The sequence below is a fragment of the Kitasatospora sp. NPDC056181 genome (genome assembly GCF_042266225.1).
Lineage (GTDB): Bacteria > Actinomycetota > Actinomycetes > Streptomycetales > Streptomycetaceae > Kitasatospora.
On record NZ_JBHJUK010000080.1, the window covers coordinates 1 to 20,277 of the forward strand.

At 73.9% G+C, this 20,277-nt stretch carries 17 protein-coding genes; 10 read left to right on the forward strand and 7 right to left on the reverse strand.

Annotated features, from left to right (window positions below; translation table 11 throughout):
- Positions 1-31 precede the first annotated feature (31 nt).
- Both ACFC1F_RS26745 and ACFC1F_RS26750 read right to left on the reverse strand, forming a co-directional pair.
- The gene (locus ACFC1F_RS26745; RefSeq protein WP_376161957.1) at positions 32-1,807 is read right to left on the reverse strand and encodes a serine/threonine-protein kinase; all 1,776 of its coding nucleotides are present in this window, start codon (positions 1,805-1,807) and stop codon (positions 32-34) included.
- 273 nt (positions 1,808-2,080) lie between these two features.
- A complete protein-coding gene (locus ACFC1F_RS26750; RefSeq protein ID WP_376161959.1) occupies positions 2,081-2,719 on the reverse strand; it encodes a TetR/AcrR family transcriptional regulator in 639 nt (212 codons plus the stop codon).
- 268 nt (positions 2,720-2,987) lie between these two features.
- On the opposite strand from ACFC1F_RS26750, the gene ACFC1F_RS26755 reads away from it, so the two are divergent.
- From ACFC1F_RS26755 to ACFC1F_RS26790, 8 genes are all read left to right on the forward strand, one after another.
- A complete protein-coding gene (locus ACFC1F_RS26755; protein ID WP_376161961.1) occupies positions 2,988-4,181 on the forward strand; it encodes an agmatine deiminase family protein in 1,194 nt (397 codons plus the stop codon).
- Positions 4,182-4,354: 173 nt separating this feature from the next.
- Entirely contained in the window at positions 4,355-5,359 is a 1,005-nt protein-coding gene (locus tag ACFC1F_RS26760; protein WP_376161963.1) for an agmatine/peptidylarginine deiminase, read from the forward strand.
- A gap of 30 nt (positions 5,360-5,389) precedes the next feature.
- Positions 5,390-7,096 (forward strand): ABC transporter substrate-binding protein, encoded by a 1,707-nt coding sequence (locus ACFC1F_RS26765; RefSeq protein WP_376161965.1) that lies wholly within the window; start codon positions 5,390-5,392, stop codon positions 7,094-7,096.
- A complete protein-coding gene (locus ACFC1F_RS26770; protein ID WP_209413105.1) occupies positions 7,093-8,052 on the forward strand; it encodes an ABC transporter permease in 960 nt (319 codons plus the stop codon). The genes ACFC1F_RS26765 and ACFC1F_RS26770 overlap by 4 nt, the downstream gene beginning before the upstream one ends.
- Entirely contained in the window at positions 8,049-8,903 is an 855-nt protein-coding gene (locus tag ACFC1F_RS26775) for an ABC transporter permease (protein ID WP_376161967.1), read from the forward strand. Before ACFC1F_RS26770 ends, ACFC1F_RS26775 begins: the two co-directional genes overlap by 4 nt.
- Positions 8,900-9,877 carry an ABC transporter ATP-binding protein gene (locus ACFC1F_RS26780; RefSeq protein ID WP_376161969.1) on the forward strand — a complete coding sequence of 326 codons (978 nt, stop codon included), beginning with the start codon at positions 8,900-8,902 and terminating at the stop codon, positions 9,875-9,877. Before ACFC1F_RS26775 ends, ACFC1F_RS26780 begins: the two co-directional genes overlap by 4 nt.
- Positions 9,870-10,706 (forward strand): ABC transporter ATP-binding protein, encoded by an 837-nt coding sequence (locus tag ACFC1F_RS26785; protein WP_376161971.1) that lies wholly within the window; start codon positions 9,870-9,872, stop codon positions 10,704-10,706. The genes ACFC1F_RS26780 and ACFC1F_RS26785 overlap by 8 nt, the downstream gene beginning before the upstream one ends.
- A gap of 166 nt (positions 10,707-10,872) precedes the next feature.
- Complete coding sequence (locus ACFC1F_RS26790; protein ID WP_376161973.1) at positions 10,873-12,045, forward strand: agmatine deiminase family protein; 1,173 nt, start codon at positions 10,873-10,875, stop codon at positions 12,043-12,045.
- A gap of 12 nt (positions 12,046-12,057) precedes the next feature.
- Here the strand turns inward: ACFC1F_RS26790 and ACFC1F_RS26795 are convergent, their stop codons facing one another.
- Positions 12,058-12,696: a TetR/AcrR family transcriptional regulator gene (locus ACFC1F_RS26795; protein ID WP_376161975.1), complete on the reverse strand. Its 639-nt coding sequence runs from the start codon at positions 12,694-12,696 to the stop codon at positions 12,058-12,060.
- Between the two features lie 194 nt (positions 12,697-12,890).
- On the opposite strand from ACFC1F_RS26795, the gene ACFC1F_RS26800 reads away from it, so the two are divergent.
- Positions 12,891-14,078, forward strand: coding sequence for an agmatine/peptidylarginine deiminase (locus ACFC1F_RS26800; protein WP_376161977.1), 1,188 nt, complete (start codon positions 12,891-12,893; stop codon positions 14,076-14,078).
- A 58-nt stretch (positions 14,079-14,136) separates the two neighbouring features.
- Here ACFC1F_RS26800 and ACFC1F_RS26805 read toward each other — a convergent pair whose 3' ends face one another.
- From ACFC1F_RS26805 to ACFC1F_RS26815, 3 genes are all read right to left on the reverse strand, one after another.
- The gene (locus ACFC1F_RS26805; RefSeq protein WP_376161979.1) at positions 14,137-15,306 is read right to left on the reverse strand and encodes an agmatine/peptidylarginine deiminase; all 1,170 of its coding nucleotides are present in this window, start codon (positions 15,304-15,306) and stop codon (positions 14,137-14,139) included.
- Between the two features lie 61 nt (positions 15,307-15,367).
- Positions 15,368-16,405 carry an agmatine/peptidylarginine deiminase gene (locus ACFC1F_RS26810; RefSeq protein WP_376161981.1) on the reverse strand — a complete coding sequence of 346 codons (1,038 nt, stop codon included), beginning with the start codon at positions 16,403-16,405 and terminating at the stop codon, positions 15,368-15,370.
- 319 nt (positions 16,406-16,724) lie between these two features.
- Positions 16,725-17,279: a TetR/AcrR family transcriptional regulator gene (locus ACFC1F_RS26815; RefSeq protein ID WP_148641053.1), complete on the reverse strand. Its 555-nt coding sequence runs from the start codon at positions 17,277-17,279 to the stop codon at positions 16,725-16,727.
- 267 nt (positions 17,280-17,546) lie between these two features.
- Between ACFC1F_RS26815 and ACFC1F_RS26820 the strand changes: the two genes are divergently transcribed.
- Positions 17,547-18,875 carry an aminotransferase class I/II-fold pyridoxal phosphate-dependent enzyme gene (locus tag ACFC1F_RS26820; RefSeq protein ID WP_376161983.1) on the forward strand — a complete coding sequence of 443 codons (1,329 nt, stop codon included), beginning with the start codon at positions 17,547-17,549 and terminating at the stop codon, positions 18,873-18,875.
- A gap of 70 nt (positions 18,876-18,945) precedes the next feature.
- Here the strand turns inward: ACFC1F_RS26820 and ACFC1F_RS26825 are convergent, their stop codons facing one another.
- Positions 18,946-20,145, reverse strand: a complete 1,200-nt coding sequence (locus ACFC1F_RS26825) for a globin domain-containing protein (RefSeq protein ID WP_376161985.1) — start codon at positions 20,143-20,145, stop codon at positions 18,946-18,948.
- Positions 20,146-20,277: the final 132 nt, after the last annotated feature.

Sequence of the window (20,277 nt, forward strand, 5' to 3'; positions counted from 1 at the left end):
GGCCCGGGCCAGGGCCAGGCCCGCGGCCGGTTCAGCCGTTGCGGCGGTAGTGGTCCACGGAGACCCGGACCGGCCGGTCCGCGTCGGCGGTCGAGAGCACCCGGACGACGGCGACGTTCCGGCCGTCCGGGGAGCGGAGGCAGAAGGCGCCGCGCTCGACGGCGCTGAACGGGACCCGCGCGGCGGGGCGCCCGGCGAGGCCCTTGAGGCACTCGGGGAGGCCGAGGCCGGCGCCCTGGCCGATGTAGGCGGCGGCGTTCTCCGGGACGAGGAACTCGCTCTCGTTGCGGCTCACGTACCAGGTCGCGCTGTCGGCCGGGACCACCGTGCCCGAGGCCAGGTCGAACTCGTAGCCGGAGTCCGCCGAGGTGAGCTCGGCACCGCGGTAGGCCGCGCTGTAACCGGCGTCCGGGGCGGCGGGCGGGGTGGAGGGCTGGGCGCCGGGCGTCGGTGCGGTGGAGGTCGCGGGGGCGCCGGGCGCCGGCGTGGCGGTGGGTGCGGCGGACGCGGGAGCGCTGGAGACCGGGTCGTCGGCGGCCGCCTCCACGCCGTCCGGGTCGTCGAGCAGGAGCACCATCCCGGCGGCGCCGACGAGCAGGGCGACGGTGGCGGTCAGTGCCGTCCGCCCGAGGGCGCGTCTGCGGCGCTCCCGCGCCCGCTCCTCCCGGCGCGGCGCGGCGGGCTGTACGGACGCCGCCGCGCCGGCGGCCCCGGGCGGGGACGTCAGGTCGGTGGCGGGCGCGACGACGGTGGGTGTCGGCGGGAACGGGGACGCGGGTGCGGCCGTGGGGGACGGGGCCAGGACCGTCGCGGCCGAGTCCCAGCCGGCACCGGCCGCGGCCACGACGGTCGCGGCGTCCGCGGGAGCGGCGGCGGGCACCTGCGGGAGGTCGGCGTGGCGGGTGATCTGGCTGGTGAGCGGGTGGGGGAGCCAGTCCTCGCCGAACCTGAGGTGGCCGCCCACCGCCGGGTGGTTTCGGGCGGCGGCGATCACCTCGGCGGTGGTCGGGCGGTGCTCGGGCTGCTTGGCGAGGCAGCGCAGGAGCAGGTCGCGCAGGCCCGCCGGAACCCGGCTGAGGTCGGGGTCCTCGTGGACGGCGCGGTAGAGGGTGGCGGGGTCCGGTCCGTCCCCGAAGGGCGGGGTGCCGCCGGCGACGTGGACGGCGAGGGCGCCGAGGGCGTAGACGTCGGTGGCGGGCGTCGCGGCCCGGCCGGTGGCCTGCTCGGGAGCCATGTAGGCGGGCGAGCCGATGCGCAGCCCGGTGCCGGTGAGCGCGCTGGCGTCGGCCGCGCGGGCGATGCCGAAGTCGATGACCCGGGGGCCGTCGGCGGCGATGAGCACGTTGCCGGGCTTGAGGTCGCGGTGGACCACCCCGGTGGAGTGGATCGCCTGGAGGGCCTCGGCGATGCCGGCGATCAGCAGCAGGACCGTCCGTTCCGGCAGCGGGCCGAACCGTTGCACCACCTGCAGGAGGGAGGGGCCCGGTACGTAGGTGGTGGCCAGCCACGGCGTGGCGGCCTCCACGCCCGCGTCGACGAGCTGCGCCGTGAACAGCCCGTGGATCCGCCGGGCACTGGCCACCTCCTGGGCGAAACGGGCCCGGAATTCCGGGTCCCCGGCCAGCTCGGGCCGCACCACCTTGAGGGCCACCGGCCGGCCGCCCGGGGTGTACGAGAGGTACACCCGGCCCATGCCGCCGGCGCCGAGCCGTGCGTACAGCCGGTAGTCGCCGACCTCGCGCGGGTCGTCCGCGGTGAGCTCCTGGAAGACCGGTAGCAGGGTGAGGGGGGATCGGTCAGCGGACATGCGGACTGCCTCTCTCGGCGGACGGGGTGGGACACGGGACCGGGCACGCCCGGGTACACCCGGCTTCGGCCGTACGAGGTCCGGCGGGACCAGCGGGACCGGCGGTACCAGCGGGCCTCGGTGGGCTTCGGCGGGTTCGGCGCGAGTGCACGAGCAGCACGGGCGGCACGAGTGGCACGAGCAGCACGAGCAGCACGAACGTCGCGGGCGACGGGCCGGCACGGGCGCACGAGTGCACGGGCACGACCGGTCCCGCGGAGTTTAGATGGTTTTTCAGTCCCGGCCGAATCCGGCCCCGCTGGTCGGCCGGGTGCCGTGGGCCGGCTCGGCCGCCGGCCGGCAGCGTTCCAGCTCCGTCTCGATCGCGCCGCTGAGCAGGCTGCGCGCGTGCCCGACCGGCAGGGAGCCGCTCAGCCAGCGCACGCTGAGGCCCTCGACGAGGGCGGTGAGCCGCTCCGCCGCCGCGGCGTGTGCCGGGGCGGTGCCGGTGGGGTTGGCGCGGGCGAGCAGTTCGGCGACGTCGTGCACCCAGGTGTGGGTGGTCCTCGCCAGCTCCTCGCGCAGGTCCGGCTCGAAGACGGCGGTCGCCCTCAACTCGCCCCAGGCGGTGCTGTTCTCCCGTACCTCGGTGGTGTCCTGGAGCTCCAGGAGCAGGACCTGCTCCAGGTCGGCGCGGGGGTCCGCGACGCGGGCCGGGGCGGGTTGCTCCTGGGCCGTGTAGCGGTCCGCGCGGTTGCTGATGAACTCCAGGGTCTCCCGCAGGATGCCCGCCCGGTCGGTGAAGTGGTAGTAGATGAGCGAGGTGGAGACGCCGGCTTCGGCCGCCAGCTCGCTGACCCGTAGCCCGCGTACGCCGCGCCGGGCGATCACCCGGGTGGCGGCCTTGAGAATCCCTGTCCGACGGTCTGGCATGGTCGCCAACCCTACCCGGTTCGCGGCCCGGTCAGCACCAGATCCTGATCACAATTTCAGCGCGCCTCCGCCGACCTGTTCCCGCATCCTGCCTGGTGGGCGCTGGCACGCCCCAGGGCACACCGTCCGTATGCAGGCCTGGACGGGTACAGCCGGTGCCGGGCCGGGGGTGGGGCGTCCTTGGGCGCCTCCAGGGCTTGACTGAAAATTCAGTACGGTGAAGGATGCGGGCACCCCACTTCCTCCCACCTCTTCCGGGGAGCGATTCATGAACACCACCCCCACCCCCTCGCGTCGCGGCCTGCTCCGGTTCGGTGCGGCCGCCCTGCCGCTGGTCGCCCTCGGATCGGTCCTCCCGGCCGCCGCCCGGGCCGCGACCGCCTCCGCACCGGCCCCGGCGGGCTCCTCGACGGCGGCCGTACCGCGGCTGCGGATGCCGGCCGAGAGCGACCGGCACGTACGGACCTTCATGGCCTGGCCCGCGCTGTCGTCGATCTGGAGCACCCAGCTCTCGGCGGTCCGCGACGACATCGCGCGGGTCGCGTACGAGATATCCCGGTACGAGCCGGTCGTCGTGCTCGCCCGGCCGTCCCAGGCCGCCGACGCCCGGTACTACCTCGGCCGGGGCGCCTACCACCCCATCACCGTCGTCGAGATCGCCAACGACGACCTGTGGATCCGCGACTTCGGCCCGACCTTCGTGGTCGCCCCGGGCACCGTCGCGGGCGTCGACACCAACTTCAACGGCTGGGGCAAGACCGGAACCCCGTACTACCAGCGCTTCGACGAGGACGCCGCGGCCGCAGCCACCCTCCTCGCCGAGTACCGGGTCGACCGCGTCCAGGCCCCCTTCGTCGGTGAGGGCGGCGCCCTGGAGACGGACGGCCAGGGCACCCTGCTGGCCACCGTCAGCTCGCTGGTGAACCCCAACCGCAACCCCGGCATGTCCCAGGACCAGGTCGAGCAGGCCCTGCGGACGTCGCTGGGCATGGACAAGGTGATCTGGCTCGCCGGACTGGCCGGCCAGGACATCACGGACTACCACGTCGACTGCCTGGCCCGCTTCACCGCACCCGGCCGGGTCATCCTCGACAAGCCCGGCCCCGGCACGGCCAAGATCTGGGTCGACGTCTACGAGCAGGCCAAGCAGGCCCTGCGCAACGCCACCGACGCCCGCGGGCGGTCCCTGACGATCGTGGAGCTCCCCGGTCCGGACCGCACGCGGATCCGTGGCCGCGGCAAGGACTTCCTGTCCAGCTACACCAACTTCTACACCGCCAACGGGGCCGTGCTCGTCCCCCAGTTCGGCGACGCCTCCGCCGACGCCACGGCCTACGCGATCCTCCAGGCCGAGTTCCCCGACCGCGACATCGTCCAGGTCAACATCGACAACATCGCCTCGGGCGGCGGCGGCATCCACTGCGCCACCCAGTCCCAGCCGGTCGTTCCGCCGGCCGTCTGACCTCCTGGCGGCCCGTCCGAAACCCCACGGAGGCGGGCCGCCGGGATCTCCCGCTCCCACCACCCTCCCCGCCGCCCGGACGGGCGCGCCCGTCGCACGGAGCGCGCCCGTCCCGCCGGCCACCAGGCCAGACCACACCATGCCAGACCACACCAGACCGGAAGAGGTTTCCCATGACGTTCCGCATGCCCGCCGAGTGGACCCAGCACGAGGGCTGCCTGATGGCCTGGCCCGTGCGGCCGGACCTCTGGGGCGACACCCTGGACGAGGTCAAGCGCGAGTACGCCGCGGTCGCCCGCGCCATCGCGGAGTTCGAGCCGGTCACCATGGTGGCGCCGCCCGGCCACGGCGACGAGGCGCGCTCCCTGTGCGGCGACGGCATCACCGTGGTGGAGCTGCCGATCGACGACTCGTGGTTCCGCGACAGCGCGCCGCTCTTCGTCCTCGACGAGGACGGCCGCCGCGCCGGCGTGGACTTCCGCTTCAACGCGTGGGGCCGCAAGCACCACCCCTGGGACGCCGACGACCGGATCAGCGGCCTGCTGCTGGAGCACCTCGCCGTCCCGGCGGTCCGCTCCGAGATGATCCTCGAAGGCGGGGCGATCACCGTGGACGGCCAGGGCACGCTCATCACCACCGAGCAGTGCCTGCTCCACCCCAACCGCAACCCCGGGATGACCCGGCAGGAGATCGAGGACGAGCTGAAGGCGCGCCTCGGCGTCACCAAGGTGATCTGGCTCCCCTACGGCGGCGCGCTGGACACCGAGACCGACGGGCACGTGGACGGCGTCTGCGCCTTCGCGGCGCCCGGCAAGGTCGTCGTGCAGCTGCCGGCCGATCCCGGGCACCCGGACCACGTCCGGATGCGGGCCAACCGCGCCGTGCTGGAGCACAGCACGGACGCCCAGGGCCGGCCCTTCGAGATCGTCGACGTACCGCAGGCCGCCTTCGTCGAGGTGGACGGCCACGAGGTCGAGGTCGGCTACCTGAACTTCTACGTCGCCAACGGCGGCGTCGTCGTCCCGGTCGCCGACCACCCCGAGGACGAGGGGGCGCTGGCCGTGATCGCCGCCGCGTTCCCCGACCGCAAGGTCGTCGGCGTCCGCGCCCGGGTGATCGCCCACGGCGGCGGCGGCGTCCACTGCATCACCCAGCAGATCCCGGCCGCCCGCGCCTGACCGACCGCCAGCGAACGGAGGACGACCCTCATGGCCCCCACCGCCCCCGCCAGACGCCCCGCCCCCGCCAGACGCACCGCTCCCGCCGGACACCCCGCTCCCGCCGGACGCTCCCCGAGGCGGTTTCGCCCCGCCCTCGTCACCGCCCTGCTCAGCGCCACGGCCCTGGTCACCGCCTGCGCCGGCCCGCCCCGCACCGACGGGACCGGCCAGGCCGGCATCCAGCTGTCCGCCTCCACCCCGCCGGCCGCGGGCCCGATCGACTCGTTCACCTGGGCCACCTACGCCGAGCCGCCCACCCTCGACTACACCCAGGCCTTCGACTACCCGCAGAACACCGTCCTCGCCAACGTCTGCGAGAGCCTGATGCGCTGGACGCCCCAGCTCACCCTGGCCCCCGGGCTGGCGGAGAAGGCGTCCAACCCCGACCCCACCACCTGGGTCTACGACCTGCGCTCCGGCGTGCACTTCCACGACGGCACGGTGATGACCGCCGACGACGTCGTCTACAGCCTCGGCCGGCAGATGAACCCGGACAACGCGGCGGCCTGGGCCCAGGTGTTCCAGAACGTCGAGTCCGTCACCAGGTCCGGCCCGCTCCAGGTCACCGTCAAACTCAAGCAGTCCGACTCCCAGTTCCCGCAGTACATGGCCACCGCCGCCGGGGTCGTCGCCGCCAGGGCCGGGGTGGAGGCCGCCGGCAAGGACTACGGCACCAGCGGCGGCCTCGACTGCACCGGCCCCTTCAAGCTCGGCAGCTGGGCCAAGGGCCAGTCCATCGAACTCCAGCGCTTCGACGACTACTGGGGCACCAAGGCCAAGGCCGGGAAGGCCGTGTTCCGCTTCCTCACGGACCCCTCCGCGCGCACCAACTCGATGCTCAGCGGCGAGGTCGACGGCGGCTACCTGATCCCCACCGAGAGCTACGACCGGCTGCGCAAGAGCGGCGTGGGCACGCTGTACTTCGGCGAGGGCCTCAGCACCGTGAACGTCAACGTCACCAGCACGCAGGGCCCGCTCGGCGACCTCCGCGTCCGCCAGGCCCTCTCCCTGGCCCTAGACCGCTCCGGCTTCGTCCGCACCGGCCTCGCCGGGGCCGGCACCGTCACCGGCTCCCTCACCACCAGGGCCGCCTGGGCCGGGGCCCCCGACGACGTCCGGAAGGCGGCCTTCGAGCACCTCACGCCCACCGCGCAGGACATCGACCGGGCCAGGGAACTCGTCAAGGAGGCCGGCGCCGGCGGCAGGACGCTGACCATCGCCACCAGCACCATCGGCCAGGACGTCTCCCTGCTCGCCACCGCCGTCCAGGCCGCGGGAGCCCGGATCGGCCTGGACGTCCAGCTGAGGACGATCGCGCCGAACGCCTTCACCGCCCTGTTCACCGACCCCAAGGCCCGCGAAGGCCTGGACATGTTCCCGGAGACGTACTACGACTCCGTCACCGACCCGCTCGACCTGCTCGCCAACTTCAGGACGGGCGCGTACCAGAACTTCGCCGGCCACAGCGACAAGGCCTACGACGACCTGGTCGACCAGGCCGTCGCCGAGTACGACCCCGCCAAGCGCGCCGCCGTCGAGGCCAGGCTCCAGCAGACCGCCTCCGAACAGCTGTTGTGGATCCCGGTCGCCGAGTGGCCCACCGCCCTCTTCCTGAACAAGCGGATCACCGGCGCCCCGACCACCATCTCCTACCTCTACTACCCGTGGGCCGCCGACGTCGGGGCGGCCCGATGAGCTTTCTCAGATTCGCCGCCCGGCGGCTGGCCGAGATGGCCGTCACCCTGCTGGGCGCCTCCTTCGTGGTCTTCGGCGCGATGTACCTGGCGCCGGGCAACCCGGCGAGCTTCCTCCTGTCGGGCCGCTCGGCCTCGCCGGCCGCCCTGCAGGCGATCAACGACCAGTACCACCTCGACGACCCCTTCCTCGTCCGCTACCTCCGCTGGCTCGGACAGGTCCTGCAGGGCGACTTCGGACGCTCCATCACCTACCGCACCGACGTGTCGAAACTGCTCGCCGACCGGCTCCCCGCCACCCTGACCCTGGTGGCGATGGCCCTGGTCGTGGTGGTCGTGGTCGGCCTGCTGCTCGGCTGGATCGGCGCGGTGCGCGGCGGCGCGACCGACTCCGCGATCCTGGTCTCCACCACGCTCGCGGTCGGCACGCCCTCCTTCGTCGCCGCGGTCCTGCTCCAGGGCCTGTTCGCGGTCAAGCTGGGCTGGTTCCCGACCAGCGGCACCGGCGACGGCCCGGGCGACCTCCTCTGGCACCTGACCCTGCCGGCGATCGCCCTCGCGCTGTACCTCATCGGCATGCTCTCCAGGGTCACCCGCTCCGCGATGCTGGAGGCCCTGGACGGCGAGCACGTCGCCGTCGCCCGCAGCCGCGGCGTACCCGAACGCGACGTGATCCGGCGCCACGTGTTCCGCAACTCGCTGGGCACCGTGCTGACCACCGGCGGTCTGATCGTCTCCACCCTGCTGGTCTGCACCATCCTGGTGGAGTCCGCCTTCAGCATCGGCGGCATCGGGCAGCTCCTCGAACTGTCCACCACCACCAAGGACTTCCCGACCGTCCAGGCCATCTCCCTGATGATCGTCGCCCTGTTCATGACCGTGAACCTGATCGTCGACCTGCTCCACCCGCTGGTCGATCCCCGGGTCGCCCTCGGCGCGAGGGGGGCCGGCGCATGAGTGTCGCCCTCACCCGCCGACGCGGCCTCGCCAAGGTCACGGCCTCCCGCGCCCCGCTCCAGCTCGCCTGCCTCGGCCTCGTCGCCCTGGTCGTGGCGGCGGCGCTGCTCGCCCCCTGGCTGGCGCCGTACGACCCGAACGACGTCGACCTCTCGGGCGCCCTCGCCGGGCCGTCCGCCGACCACCTGCTGGGAGCCGACGCAGCCGGCCGCGACACCCTCTCCCGGCTCCTGCTCGGCGCCCGCACCTCCCTGCTCGGCCCGCTCGGCGTGGTCGCCTTCTCCACCGTCGCGGGCGTCCTCGTCGGGGTCGCCGCCGGCTGGCGCGGCGGCTGGCTCGACTCCGTGCTGTCCCGCAGCACCGAGCTGGTCTTCGCCTTCCCCGGCATGCTGCTCGCCATCCTGATCGTCTCGGTGTACGGGGAGGGCCTGCTCGCCCCCGTCATCGCCCTCGCGATCGCCTACCTGCCCTACGTCTCGCGCCTGACCCGCTCCCTGGTGCTCGCCGAACGCGAGCGGCCCTACATCAGCGCCTACAAGGTCCAGGGCCACTCCGCCCTGCAGATCTGCCTGCGGCACGTCCTGCCCAACATCGCCCCGATCGTCCTCGCCCAGTCCACCATCAACTTCGGATACGCCCTCATGGACCTGGCCGGTCTCTCCTTCCTCGGACTCGGCGTCCCCGTCCTCACCCCCGACTGGGGCCGGATGGTCTTCGACGGCCAGACCGCGATCCAGCACGGCTACCCGCTGTCCGCGGTCCTTCCCTGCGTGCTCATCGTGCTGACCGTCGTCGCCTTCAACGTCGTCGGCGAACGCTGGGCCGACCGCTTCGCCCGGAGGGCCGCGTGAACGCTCTCGACATCCAGAACCTCCGGCTCCGCCTGCCCGGCACCGCCCGCCCCGTCCTCGACGGCGTCGACCTCACCGTCGCCCCGGGCGAGACCGTCGCCCTGGTCGGCGAGTCCGGCTCCGGCAAGACCCTCACCTCCCGCAGCGCCCTCGGCCTGCTGCCGCCCGGCGCCACCGCCGAGGGCCGCGTACTGGTCGACGGCCAGGACGTCCTGACGATGGACCCCGGCCGCCTGCGCACCCTGCGCACCGGCCGGGCCGCCATGATCTTCCAGGACCCCCGGGCGGCGATCAACCCGCTGCGCCGCGTCGGCGACTTCCTCACCGAGGGCGTCCGCCTCACCGGGGCCATGAGCGCGGCCGACGCCGGGCGGCGCGCGGCCGAACTCCTCGACGCCGTCGGCCTCGGCCCGGAACTGCTGCGCCGGTACCCCGGCCAGCTGTCCGGCGGCATGCTCCAGCGCGTCATGATCGCCGGCGCCCTGATGGGCGACCCGGTCCTGCTGCTCGCCGACGAGCCCACCACCGCGCTCGACGTCACCAGCCAGGCGGAGGTCATCGCGCTCCTCGCCCGGCTGCGCCGACGCTTCGGCACCGGCCTGCTGTTCGTCACCCACGACCTCGGGCTCGCCGCCGCCGTCAGCGACCGCGTCCACGTCATGTACGCCGGGCGCATCGTCGAGAGCGGCCCCGCCGGCGCCCTCTTCGACCGCCCCCGCCACCCCTACACCGCCGCACTCCTCGCCGCCACCCCCCGGCTGGACTCCAGGCCCGGGCGGTTGGCCGCCATCGACGGCCAGCCACCGGACCTGCGGCAGGAGTTGACCGGTTGCGCGTTCGCCGCCCGCTGCCCGCTCGCCACCGCTCTCTGCCGCGAGGAGGCCCCCGGGACGCGCCCGGCACCCGGACACCCCGGGCACCGGGCCGCCTGCCACCACAGCGACCTCCTCGAAGGGAGCACCGCCGATGCGTGAGAGCACCTCCGTGACCGGCTCCACCGGCCGGGCCGAGGGCGAGGTCCTGGAGGTGACCGGCCTGCGCCGCAGCTTCGGCACCGTGCGCGCGGTGGACGACGTCTCCTTCGGCCTCGCCGCGGGCGGATCCCTGGGCATCGTCGGCGAGTCCGGCTCCGGCAAGACCACCACTGCCCGGATCATCGTCGGCCTCGAACAGGCCGACGAGGGCCGGGTCGGCGTCCTGGGCCGGGCCCGCACCGGCCGGGCGCGAGGGAGGGCCGAGCGGCTGGCCCGCGCCCGCGAGGTCCAGATGGTCTTCCAGGACCCGTACCTCTCGCTGGACCCGCGCACCAGCGTCGAGGCCGCCCTGCGGGAGACGCTGCGCCTGCACTTCCCCGCTGCCGACCACGACGCCCGGATCAGGGAGCTCCTCGACCAGGTCGGTCTCGGCACCAGGGCCGCGGACGCACTGCCGCGGCAGCTCTCCGGCGGCCAGCGCCAACGCGTCGCCATCGCGCGGGCCCTGGCCGTCGAGCCGGCCGTCATGGTCCTGGACGAGGCGGTGGCGGCCCTGGACGTCTCCGTCCAGGCCCAGGTTCTCAACCTGCTCGCCGACATCCGCGAACAGACCGGCATCGCCTACCTGTTCATCACCCACGACCTCGGCGTCGTCCGCTGCGTCACCGACGACGTCGTCGTCATGCGCCACGGGCGGATCGTCGAGTCCGGCCCCACCGCCAGGGTCCTGGACGACCCGCAGCACCCCTACACCCGGCTCCTGCTGGAGTCCGTCCCGCGGCCCGGCTGGGATCCCGACCGGATCGCCGCCGCGCGCCGCGCGCTGTAGCCCGCGGTGGCCCGGTCCCGGCACCGGCCCGCCGGGTGCCTGCCGGGACCGGGGCGGCGGGTACGGCCGGATTCACCCCGATGGCGGGCGCCTGCCGGGCCGGTTCCCGGCCGCTCCTTGGCTAGCGTGCGGAGCCGTACCCCGACACCCACCGGATCGAGGCCCCATGGCGCAACCCAGGCCGCCCCGCCGCACGCTCCTGCGTTCGGGAGCCGCGCTCGCCGCACTGGCCCTGACCGGCTGCTCCTCCGACGGCGGGGACGCGGAGCCGGCCGGTCCGAGCGGTACGGCCACGGCCCCGTCGGACGGCCCGGCGGCGGCTGCGTGGGCCATGCCGGCCGAGTCGGGGCCGCACACCCGCACCTTCATGGCCTGGCCGGCGCTGGAGGAGGTCTGGGGGGACCAGCTCCCCGGTGTCCGCCAGGACATCGCGGGGCTGGCCCGGGCCGTCGCCGGGTTCGAGCCGGTGGTGCTGATGGCCCGCCCCGACCAGGCCGGCCAGGCCCGGCAGGCCTGCGGCTCCTCGGTCGAGGTGCTCGACCTGGCCGTCGACGACCTGTGGGCGCGGGACACCGGCCCGACCTTCGTCACCGGCCCGCAGGGGCTCGCCGGGGTCGACCTGAACTTCAACGGCTGGGGCAACAAGCAGACCCACGCCGAGGACAGCCTGGTCGCCCGCACCCTCCTCGGCCACTACGGCATCCCGCGGATCCAGGCTCCCGTCACCGGGGAGGGCGGCGGCATCGAGGTGGACGGCGAGGGCACGCTCATGGCCACCGAGAGTTCCTGGGTCAACGACAACCGCAACCCCGGCAAGTCCCGCGACGGGATCGAGGCGGCCCTCAAGGAGCTGCTCGGCGTGCGGAAGGTCCTCTGGATCAAGGGGGTCGCCGGGCAGGACATCACCGACTGCCACATCGACGCCCTCGCCCGCTTCGCCGAACCGGGCACCGTCGTCCTCCACCGGCCCGGCCCCGACACCCCGCCGGACGTCTGGACCACCGCCTCCGACCAGGCGTTGCAGGTGCTCGGGAGCGAGACCGACGCGAACGGCCGGAGGCTGAAGGTCGTCGAACTCCCCGAGCCGGACACCGCCCTCATCGAGGGCGCGGGAAAGGACTTCCTCGCCACCTACCTCAACTACTACGTCTGCAACGGGGGCGTCATCGTGCCGCGCTTCGGCGACCGGGCCGCCGACGACCGCGCGGCCGGCATCATCGGCGACCTGCACCCCGGGCGGAAGGTGACGCAGGTCGAGATCTTCCACATCGCCGGCGGGGGAGGGGGCATCCACTGCGCCACCCAGCAGCAGCCCGTCGCGCCCGGCGCCACGCCCTGAGGTCCCGGCCGGTCACACGGTGGACGCCAGCGAGTCCATCAGCGTCCGCAGCACCCGCGCGGCGTCCACCGTCCCGTCCAGCGACCCGATGGCGGCGATCCCGTCCACGGCGGCGGCGAAGGCCTCGCCGAGGGGGACCGGGTCGGCGCCGCTGCCGCGCTCGTCCGCCAGGGCCCGGAACAGGCGCACGAAGCAGGACCGCCACCGCCCGTACTCCGCCTCCAGGCCGGCCCGGACCCGCTCGTCGTTGAGGGCGAGCCAGTGCAGGGCCGCGTGCAGGCGCGCCAGGTCGGGGCTCTCGGGCCGGGTGAGCAGCGCCAGCACCCGTTCCGCCCGCTCGGCGAAGTCGCCCGGGCCGGTGACCGCCTCCTCCAGCGGGGCGATCCACTCGGGCCGGATGTCCGCCACCACGGCCACGATCAGCTCGGTGCGGTCCGCGAAGTGGTAGTGGCACATCCCGTGCGAGACCCCGCTCAGCGCCGCCACGTTGCGGGTGGTGAACCGCCCCGCGCCGTCGCCCGCGAGCAGGGTGCGGGCCGCCGCGATCAGCCGGGCCCGGGTCAGCTCGCCCTTGGCGGACGCGCGCGTCCGGCCGGCGCCGCCCGGTCCGGAGGCCGTTCCCCGATCTGTGCCTGTCGCCTGTGTCGCCATGGCCGTCACTGTAACGACTGCCGGGGCCGGGCAGGGCCGGTGATGCCGCCTGCGGTTCCCGGCGGACGCCCGGACCCGGCGAACGCCGAACCGTCCGGGCCGATGCCTGCGAAAAGTATTGACCAAGCGCTTGGCCAGTTTTACCTTTTCGGTCAACTGCTGCAGGAGCAGCGGACTTTGACATGGAGGCAGTGATGGACGACCGCTCCAGACTTCAGACGTCGGCCGACGGGCAGGTCGGCCGACGCCGGTTCCTGACGGCCGCCGGGCTCGCCGTCGCCGGCACCGCGCTGACCGCGGCGACCGGCGGGCAGGCGCTGGCCGCCGGGGAACGCCGTACCACCGCGGGCGGGCCGGCCACCGTCGGCGCCGCGGGCTACCGCGTGCCGCTGGACACCGTCCCGCACACCCGCACCTGGATGGCCTGGCCGGACAGCAGCACCATCTGGCGGGGCAAGCTCAGCGGTGTCCAGTCGAACATCGCCCTCATCGCGAAGACCATCGCGAAGTACGAGCCGGTGACCATGTGCGCCAATCCCGCCGGTGTCGCGAAGGCGCGGTCGATGTGCGGCTCACGCGTCACCGTCATCGGGGACATCCCGGTCGACGACTGCTGGATGCGCGACACCGGGCCCGTGTTCCGCACCGACGGCACGGGCGGTCTCGACACCGTCGGCCTCGGCTTCAACGGCTGGGGCAACCACCAGAACCCGCACGGCAACGACGCCCTGGTCGCCCAGCGCGTCGCCGCCTACCTGGGCGTGCCGTTCACCCGGGCCGGGCTGGTCGCCGAGGGCGGCGCCGTCGAGACCGACGGCGCCGGCACGCTGATGGCCACCCGGAGCAGCATCATCAACCCCAACCGCAACCCCGGCATGTCCCAGGCCCAGATCGAGGCCGCGATGTGCGCGGCCTTCGGCGCCTCCACGGTGATCTGGTTCCCCGGCATCGCGGGCCAGGACATCACCGACGACCACGTGGACGCCACCTCCCGCTTCGTCGGCGCCGGCGCGGCCGTGGTCCAGAAGCCCCTGGCGAGCGACACCGACATCTGGGCCGAGGACGAGCGCCAGCAGTACCGGGCGCTCTCGACCGCCACCAGCGCCCAGGGCACGCCGTTCACGGTCGGTCAGATCCAGGGCCCCGACTACAACCTGATCCGCTCCACGTCCCCCGACTTCGTCGGCTCCTACGCCAACTACTACCTCTGCAACAACGCGGTGATCTCCGCCCAGTTCGGCGACACCAGGGCCGACAGCGCGGCCAGGGCCACCCTCGCCCGGCTGTTCCCCGGCCGCACCGTCGAGCAGCTCAACATCGACTACCTCGGGGCGGGAGGCGGCGGGATCCACTGCGTCACCCAGCAGCAGCCCGCCGTCTGACGCGGCGGGGCCGGGGCCGGTCCCGGAACCGGGCCCGGCCCCGCCGGAAGGGGGCCGCTCAGCCGAGGGCGGGGATGTCGTGGGTCGCGCAGTGGATGCCGCCACCACCGGCGGCGATCGCGTCGATCTTCACGGGGACGATCTCCCGCCCGGGGAAGTACTGCTTCATGATCTGCTGGGCCCGGCCGTCGGCCCGGTCGTCGCCGAACTTCGGCAGGTAGACGCCCTTCGCGCCGATGTAGAAGTTCATGTACGAGGAGACGAAGGCGTCGCCGCGCCCGGTGATCCTGTCCGGGTCGGGCTGCTGGAGCTCGACGACCTCCAGCTTCCTGCCGCGCGCGTCGGTGGCGTTCTTCAGGGCGGTGCGGGCCTGGTCGGCGGCGCGGGACCAGACGTCCGGCGGGGTGCCGGGGAAGGCCTGGTCGAGCAGGACCACGCCGGGGGCGACGAAGCGGGCCAGGCAGTCGACGTGTGCGTCGGTGATGTCCTTGCCCTTGACGCCGGCCAGCCAGACGACCTTGGTGACGCCGAGGGCCTTCCTGAGCTCCGCCTCGACCTGGTCGCGGGTCATGCCCGGGTTGCGGTTGTCGTTGACGACGGAGCTCTCGGTCACCAGCAGGGTGCCCTCGCCGTCGGTCTCGAAGGAGCCGCCCTCGGCGACGAGCCGGGTCTCGATGCGCTCGACGCCGTACTTCGCCAGCACCGCGCGGGCGACCTTGGAGTCGTTGCCGCGCTGCTGCTTGCCGCCCCAGCCGTTGAAGTTGAAGTCGACGCCCTTGACCTTGCCGCCCTCCTCGACGAACACCGGCAGGGTGTCCCGGGCCCACAGGTCGTCGACGGCGATGGGTACGACCTCGACCGCCGGGCCACAGGCCTTCTGGGCGGCGTCCTTCTGCTCCGGGCGGGCCATCAGGACGACCGGCTCGCGCGCCGCGATGGCCTGGGCCAGGCCCGCGACGTCCCGGCGGACGTCCGGGAGCTGGTCGCCCCAGACGTTCTCGGAGGCGGGCCAGGACATCACCGTGCGCAGGTGCTTCTCCCACTCGGCGCCGAAGCGGCGGGCGCCCGGGCCGCCCGTGGCCGTACCGCCGGGCTGCTGCGAGGGCGGGACGGCGTCGAGGTCGCCGGCGCCGGTGGGATCGCAGGCGGTGAGGCCGAGGGTGAGGGCGCCGACGCCGGCACCGGCGAGGGAGCGCATCAGGGTGCGGCGGGACAGGGCGTTGGGCATGTGGGGTCTCCGGCTGGGGGTCGGGGCTTCGGTACGGGGTGTTCGGTGGAGGCGGCCTCGGCTACGGCAGCGGCTCGTGCATGGTCGAGCAGTGAATGCCGCCGCCGCCGGCCATCAGGCGGTCGACGTCGATCTGCACCACCTCGCGGCCGGGGAACGCCGCGGCGAGCGCCTCCTTCGCGGCGGCGTCCTTGTACCGGTCGCCGAACTGGGCGGTGATGACACCGCCGTTGACGACGTGGAAGTTGAGGTAGGAGTCGACGAACTTCGAGCTGCGGGAGCGGACGGTGTCCGGCCCGTGCACGGGGATGACCTGGAGGCGGCGGCCGCGGGCGTCGGTGGCGGCGGAGAGGATCGCGAACTGCTCGCGGGCGTCCCGCGCCCAGGCGTCGTTGCGGTCGGCCGGCGGCAGCTGGACCATCACGACACCGGGGCGGATGAACCGGGAGGTGACGTCCACGTGGTCGTCGGTGATGTCTCGGCCCTTGATGCCCGGCAGCCAGATCATCTCGTCCGCGCCGTAGGCCTCCAGGACGGCGTCCTCGATCTCGTCCCGGCTCATGCCCCGGTTGCGGTTCTTGTTGACCAGGCTGCTCTCGGTGGCCATGACCGTGCCGTCGCCGTCGGTCTCGATCGCGCCGCCCTCGCCGACGAAGTCCGCGTAGCTGTGGCGCAGGCCCCGGCGGGTGGCGAGGCGCTCGGCGACCAGGGCGTCGTCGTGGTGGACCTGCTTGTTGCCCCAGCCGTTGAAGTTGAGGATCACGGCGTCCAGGCCGCCGTGGCCGTCCCGGCGGAACACCGGTGCGATGTCGCGCATCCACAGGTCGTCGGTGGGGATGGCGGTGATCACCTCCACCGCGGAACCGCACCACGGCTGGGCCTTGCCCGCCGTCCAGTCGTCGGGCGCGCACATGACCACCGGCTCGAACTCCGCGATGGTCCGGGCGATCAGGGCGATGTCCTCCTGGACGCCGCCCAGGCGCAGCCCCCACACGCCCCGGCGGGAGGGCCAGGACATCCACGTCCGGGCGTGCGGTGCGTCGTCCGCGGGCACCCAGGGGTAGGCCTCGGCGGAACGGTCATCGCGGTGGTGCGTCATGAGGGTCTCCAGATCGTGCGGCGGTGCGGGGGAGGGTGCACGGGCCACCAGGTCCACTCTTCGCGCCGCCACACGACGGCGCACCACGGGAGCGGCCCGGCGGCAGCACCCGGCCTGCGGCTTCAGGCTCGCACTGACTGAAAAATCAGTCAAACTCGCGGGCGTGGCATGACGCAGGTCCGACGACTGTCATACGGAGAGTGACGTCCTCCGGCCTCGGCGGGCTCAGAGTGCAGGCGGGCTCGGAATGCACGTGGGCCCGGCCCCGCGGATGCGAACCACCGGCCGGAGTCCGCCGGTCCGGACCCTGCCGACCGGCTCAGGAGCCGAGCCGGGCCACCTCGGCGTCGATCGCCTCGGCCATGAGCGCGCGGGCGTGCGCCAGGGGCAGGCTGCCGCTGAGCCAGCGCGTGCTCAGCCCCTCCAGCAGCGCGGTCAGCCGCTCCGCCGCACCGGCCAGGGCGACCGCCGGGGACATCGGCTGCACCGCCCCGAGCAGCTCGGCGACCTCCTGCACCCAGACCCGGGTGGCCCGTGCGAGGTCCTCGCGCAGGGTCCCGTCGAACACCGCGCTCGCCCGCAGCTCGCCCCAGGCGGTGCTGTTCTCGCGCACCTCGGCGGTGTCCTGGAGCTCCAGCAGCAGGGTCTGCTCCAGCTCCTCGCGGGCCGTCAGCGGCGGCGCGTCGGCGGCGCGCTCGGTCGTGTAGCGCTCGGCCCGGTCGTTGATGAACTCCAGCGTCTGCCGGAGGATCCCGGTGCGGTCCTTGAAGTGGTAGTAGATCAACGCGGTGGACACGCCGGCCTCGGCGGCGAGCTCCTCCACCCGCAGCCCGCGCACCCCACGCCGCGCGATCACCCGCGCCGCTGCTTCCATGATCGACGTTTTACGACTCGCCACGATCGCCTACCTTACCCGGGGCCCCGGCCAAGATCCCTCCGGGGGCTGAAAGCCCCGTCAGCCACCGTGACCTCCGGAGGGTTGTCTCCTCGGGGCCCGGCCCGGCGGCCCGCCTCGCACTGCCGGGCGCCCCGCGAAGTGCTTCCGCGCGCCCCCGTCGCGCGCCCCGTGTCCGCGTGACCTCCATGGGCGCGTGCCGTTCATCCCATGGTCCGACCGACTGATGGTCCGAAGGGGTCCGCCATGGCCGCCGTGCCGTACCAGAGTTCCGCCGACACCGCCGAGAGGTTGATCGCCGAGGCGATGAGACAGGGCACCAGTCATCTGACGACCGGGCTCGACGAGCCGCCGGGCACGTTCCTGCGGATCGGGGGCCGGGACCTGCTCAACTTCGGCACCTGCGGCTACCTCGCCCTCGAACAGGACGAGCGGATCCAGCGCGGCGCCGTCGACGCGATCGCCCGCTTCGGCATGCAGTTCTCGGTCTCGCGGTCGTACGTGGCGTCCGGCCTGAACCTCGAACTCGAAGAGCTGTTGGGGGAGATGTACGAGGGCCACCCCGTGCTCGTGTACTCCTCGACGTCGCTGTGCCACATCTCCGTGCTGCCGGCGCTGCTCGGGGCGGGCGACCACGCCGTGCTGGACCAGCAGGTCCACTTCAGCGTCCAGACGGCCGCCCAGCTCGTCCGGCACCAGGGGGTCGAGCTCGCGATGGTGCGCCACGGCGACCTGGACGCGCTCAGGCGCAGGCTCCGGCGGTCGCAGGCCTCCGGCGAGCGGGTCTGGTACCTGATCGACGGCGTGTACTCGATGTTCGGCGACGTCGCGCCGGTCGAGGAGCTCGTCCGGCTGATGGAGGAGTACCCGGCGCTGCACCTCTACGTCGACGACGCGCACGGCATGAGCTGGTACGGGCGGCACGGCGCGGGTTACGTCTTCGAGCGGCTCGGCCGGCGCCTGGGCGGCCGGGTGGTGCTCGTGACGACACTCGCCAAGGGCTTCGGGACCATCGGCGGAGTCGCCGTGTTCCCCACCGGGGAGGCGTACGAGAAGGTCCGGATCAACGGGGGACCGCTGATGTACTCCCACCCGCTGCCGCCCCCGATGCTCGGGGCGGCGATCGCCTCGGCGCGGATCCACCTCTCCGCCCGGATCGGGGAGCTCCAGGCGGAGCTGGCGGAGCGCCGGGAGTACTGCAACGGGCTCCTCGCCGCCGCCGGCCTGCCCGTCGTCTCCGACCCGCGGACACCGGTCTACTACCTCGGTCTCGGCGAGCCCGAGGTGAGCTACGCCATGGTGCGGCGGATGCTCGACGAGGGCTTCTACGTGAACCAGTCGTCCTTCCCGGTCGTCCCCCTCAAGAAGTCCGGCCTGCGCTTCACCCTCACCCGGCACGTCGGCCGTGACCACATCCGGGCACTGGTCGAGGCCCTGGCGCACCACCTCCCGCGGGCGCTCCACGAGACCGGCCGCACGACCGCCGACGTCCGGTCCGCCTTCGGGCGCATGCTCCCCGGTGCCGGGCCGGAGCCCGCCCCCGAGGCCGGTGCGGCCGCGACCCGGTCGGGCTGACCGGCAGGCGGGACGCACCGCCGCCGCGGCAGAGGGCGTTCCTGCCGCGGCGGCGGTTGCGCGGCCGCTGTCAGGCCGTGGTGTCGGCGAGCCAGAGGTCGGGGCCGAAGACCTCGTAGCGGATGTGCCGGGCCGGGACTCCGGCGCGCAGCAGCCGGTCGCGGGCCGCCCGCATGAAGGGCAGCGCGCCGCACAGGTACACGTGGGCGTTCCCGGGCAGGTCGAGGCCGTCGAGGTCCATCAGCCCGGTGCGCCCCTCCGGCTCCTCGGCCGAGGGCCGCTCGTACCAGAACACGGCGCGGGCGTCGGGCAGTCCGGCCACGAGGCGGTTGGTGTCGGCGCGCAGGGCGTGGTCGGCGGGGGAGCGGTCCGCGTGCAGGACGAGGACCGGGCGGCGGGAGCCGGTGGCGGCGAGGTGTTCGAGCATGCCCACCATCGGCGTGCAGCCGATCCCGGCGGAGACCAGCACCAGCGGGGCGTCCGTGTCGTCGAGGACGACGTCGCCGACGGGCACGGACAGGGTGAGCTCGTCGCCGGGGCGCACGGTGCGGTGCAGGAGACCGGAGACCTCGCCGTCGGGGCCCTCGCCGTGGACCCGCTTGACGGTGATCCGGCGCAGCCGCCCGCCGGGCGCGCCGGAGAGGCTGTACTGGCGCAGCTGGTGCACGCCGTCGGGCAGCAGGACGCGCACGCTGACGTACTGGCCCGCCCGGGCCGGCGGGGCGTCGGAGCCGTCGGCGGGCCGGAGCAGGAAGGAGGCCGTGTCCGCGGTCTCCTCGCGCCGCTCGACGACCGTCCACCGCTGCCAGATCATCCCCGGCCGGACCTGCGCCTCCTGGTAGAGGCGGGCCTCCTGGGCGATGAGGGCACCGGCCATCAGCCAGTAGACCTCGTCCCAGGCCGCGGCCACCTCGGGTGTCACCGCCTCGCCCAGCACCTCGGCGATGGCGGCGAAGAGGTACTTGTGCACGATCGTGTACTGGTCGTCGGTGACGCCGACCGCGACGTGTTTGTGGGCGATGCGGGCCAGCAGCGCGTCGGGGCGGGTGTCCGGACGGGCCAGCAGCGCGCCGGCGAACCCGGCGATCGACCCGGCGAGGGCCTGGCGCTGGGCGCCGCTGGCCTGGTTGCCGCGGTTGAACATCCCGTCCAGGAGCTCCGGGTGCTCGGCGAACATGGTGGCGTAGAAGTGGGCGGTGATCTCGTCGAGGGCCGCGCCGACGGCGGGCAGGGAGTCGCGGACGACCCGGGCTGATTCGGCGGAAAGCAAGGCGTACTCCTCGGGCACGTGGCGGTGGACCGCGTGCGTCGACGGCCGGTGGTGGGCCGGGACGCCGGGCGCGGGTTCCGGTGGCGCCTCAAGAAGAACGCACGGGAGGCCTCGCTGCCGAGGGACCGAAGG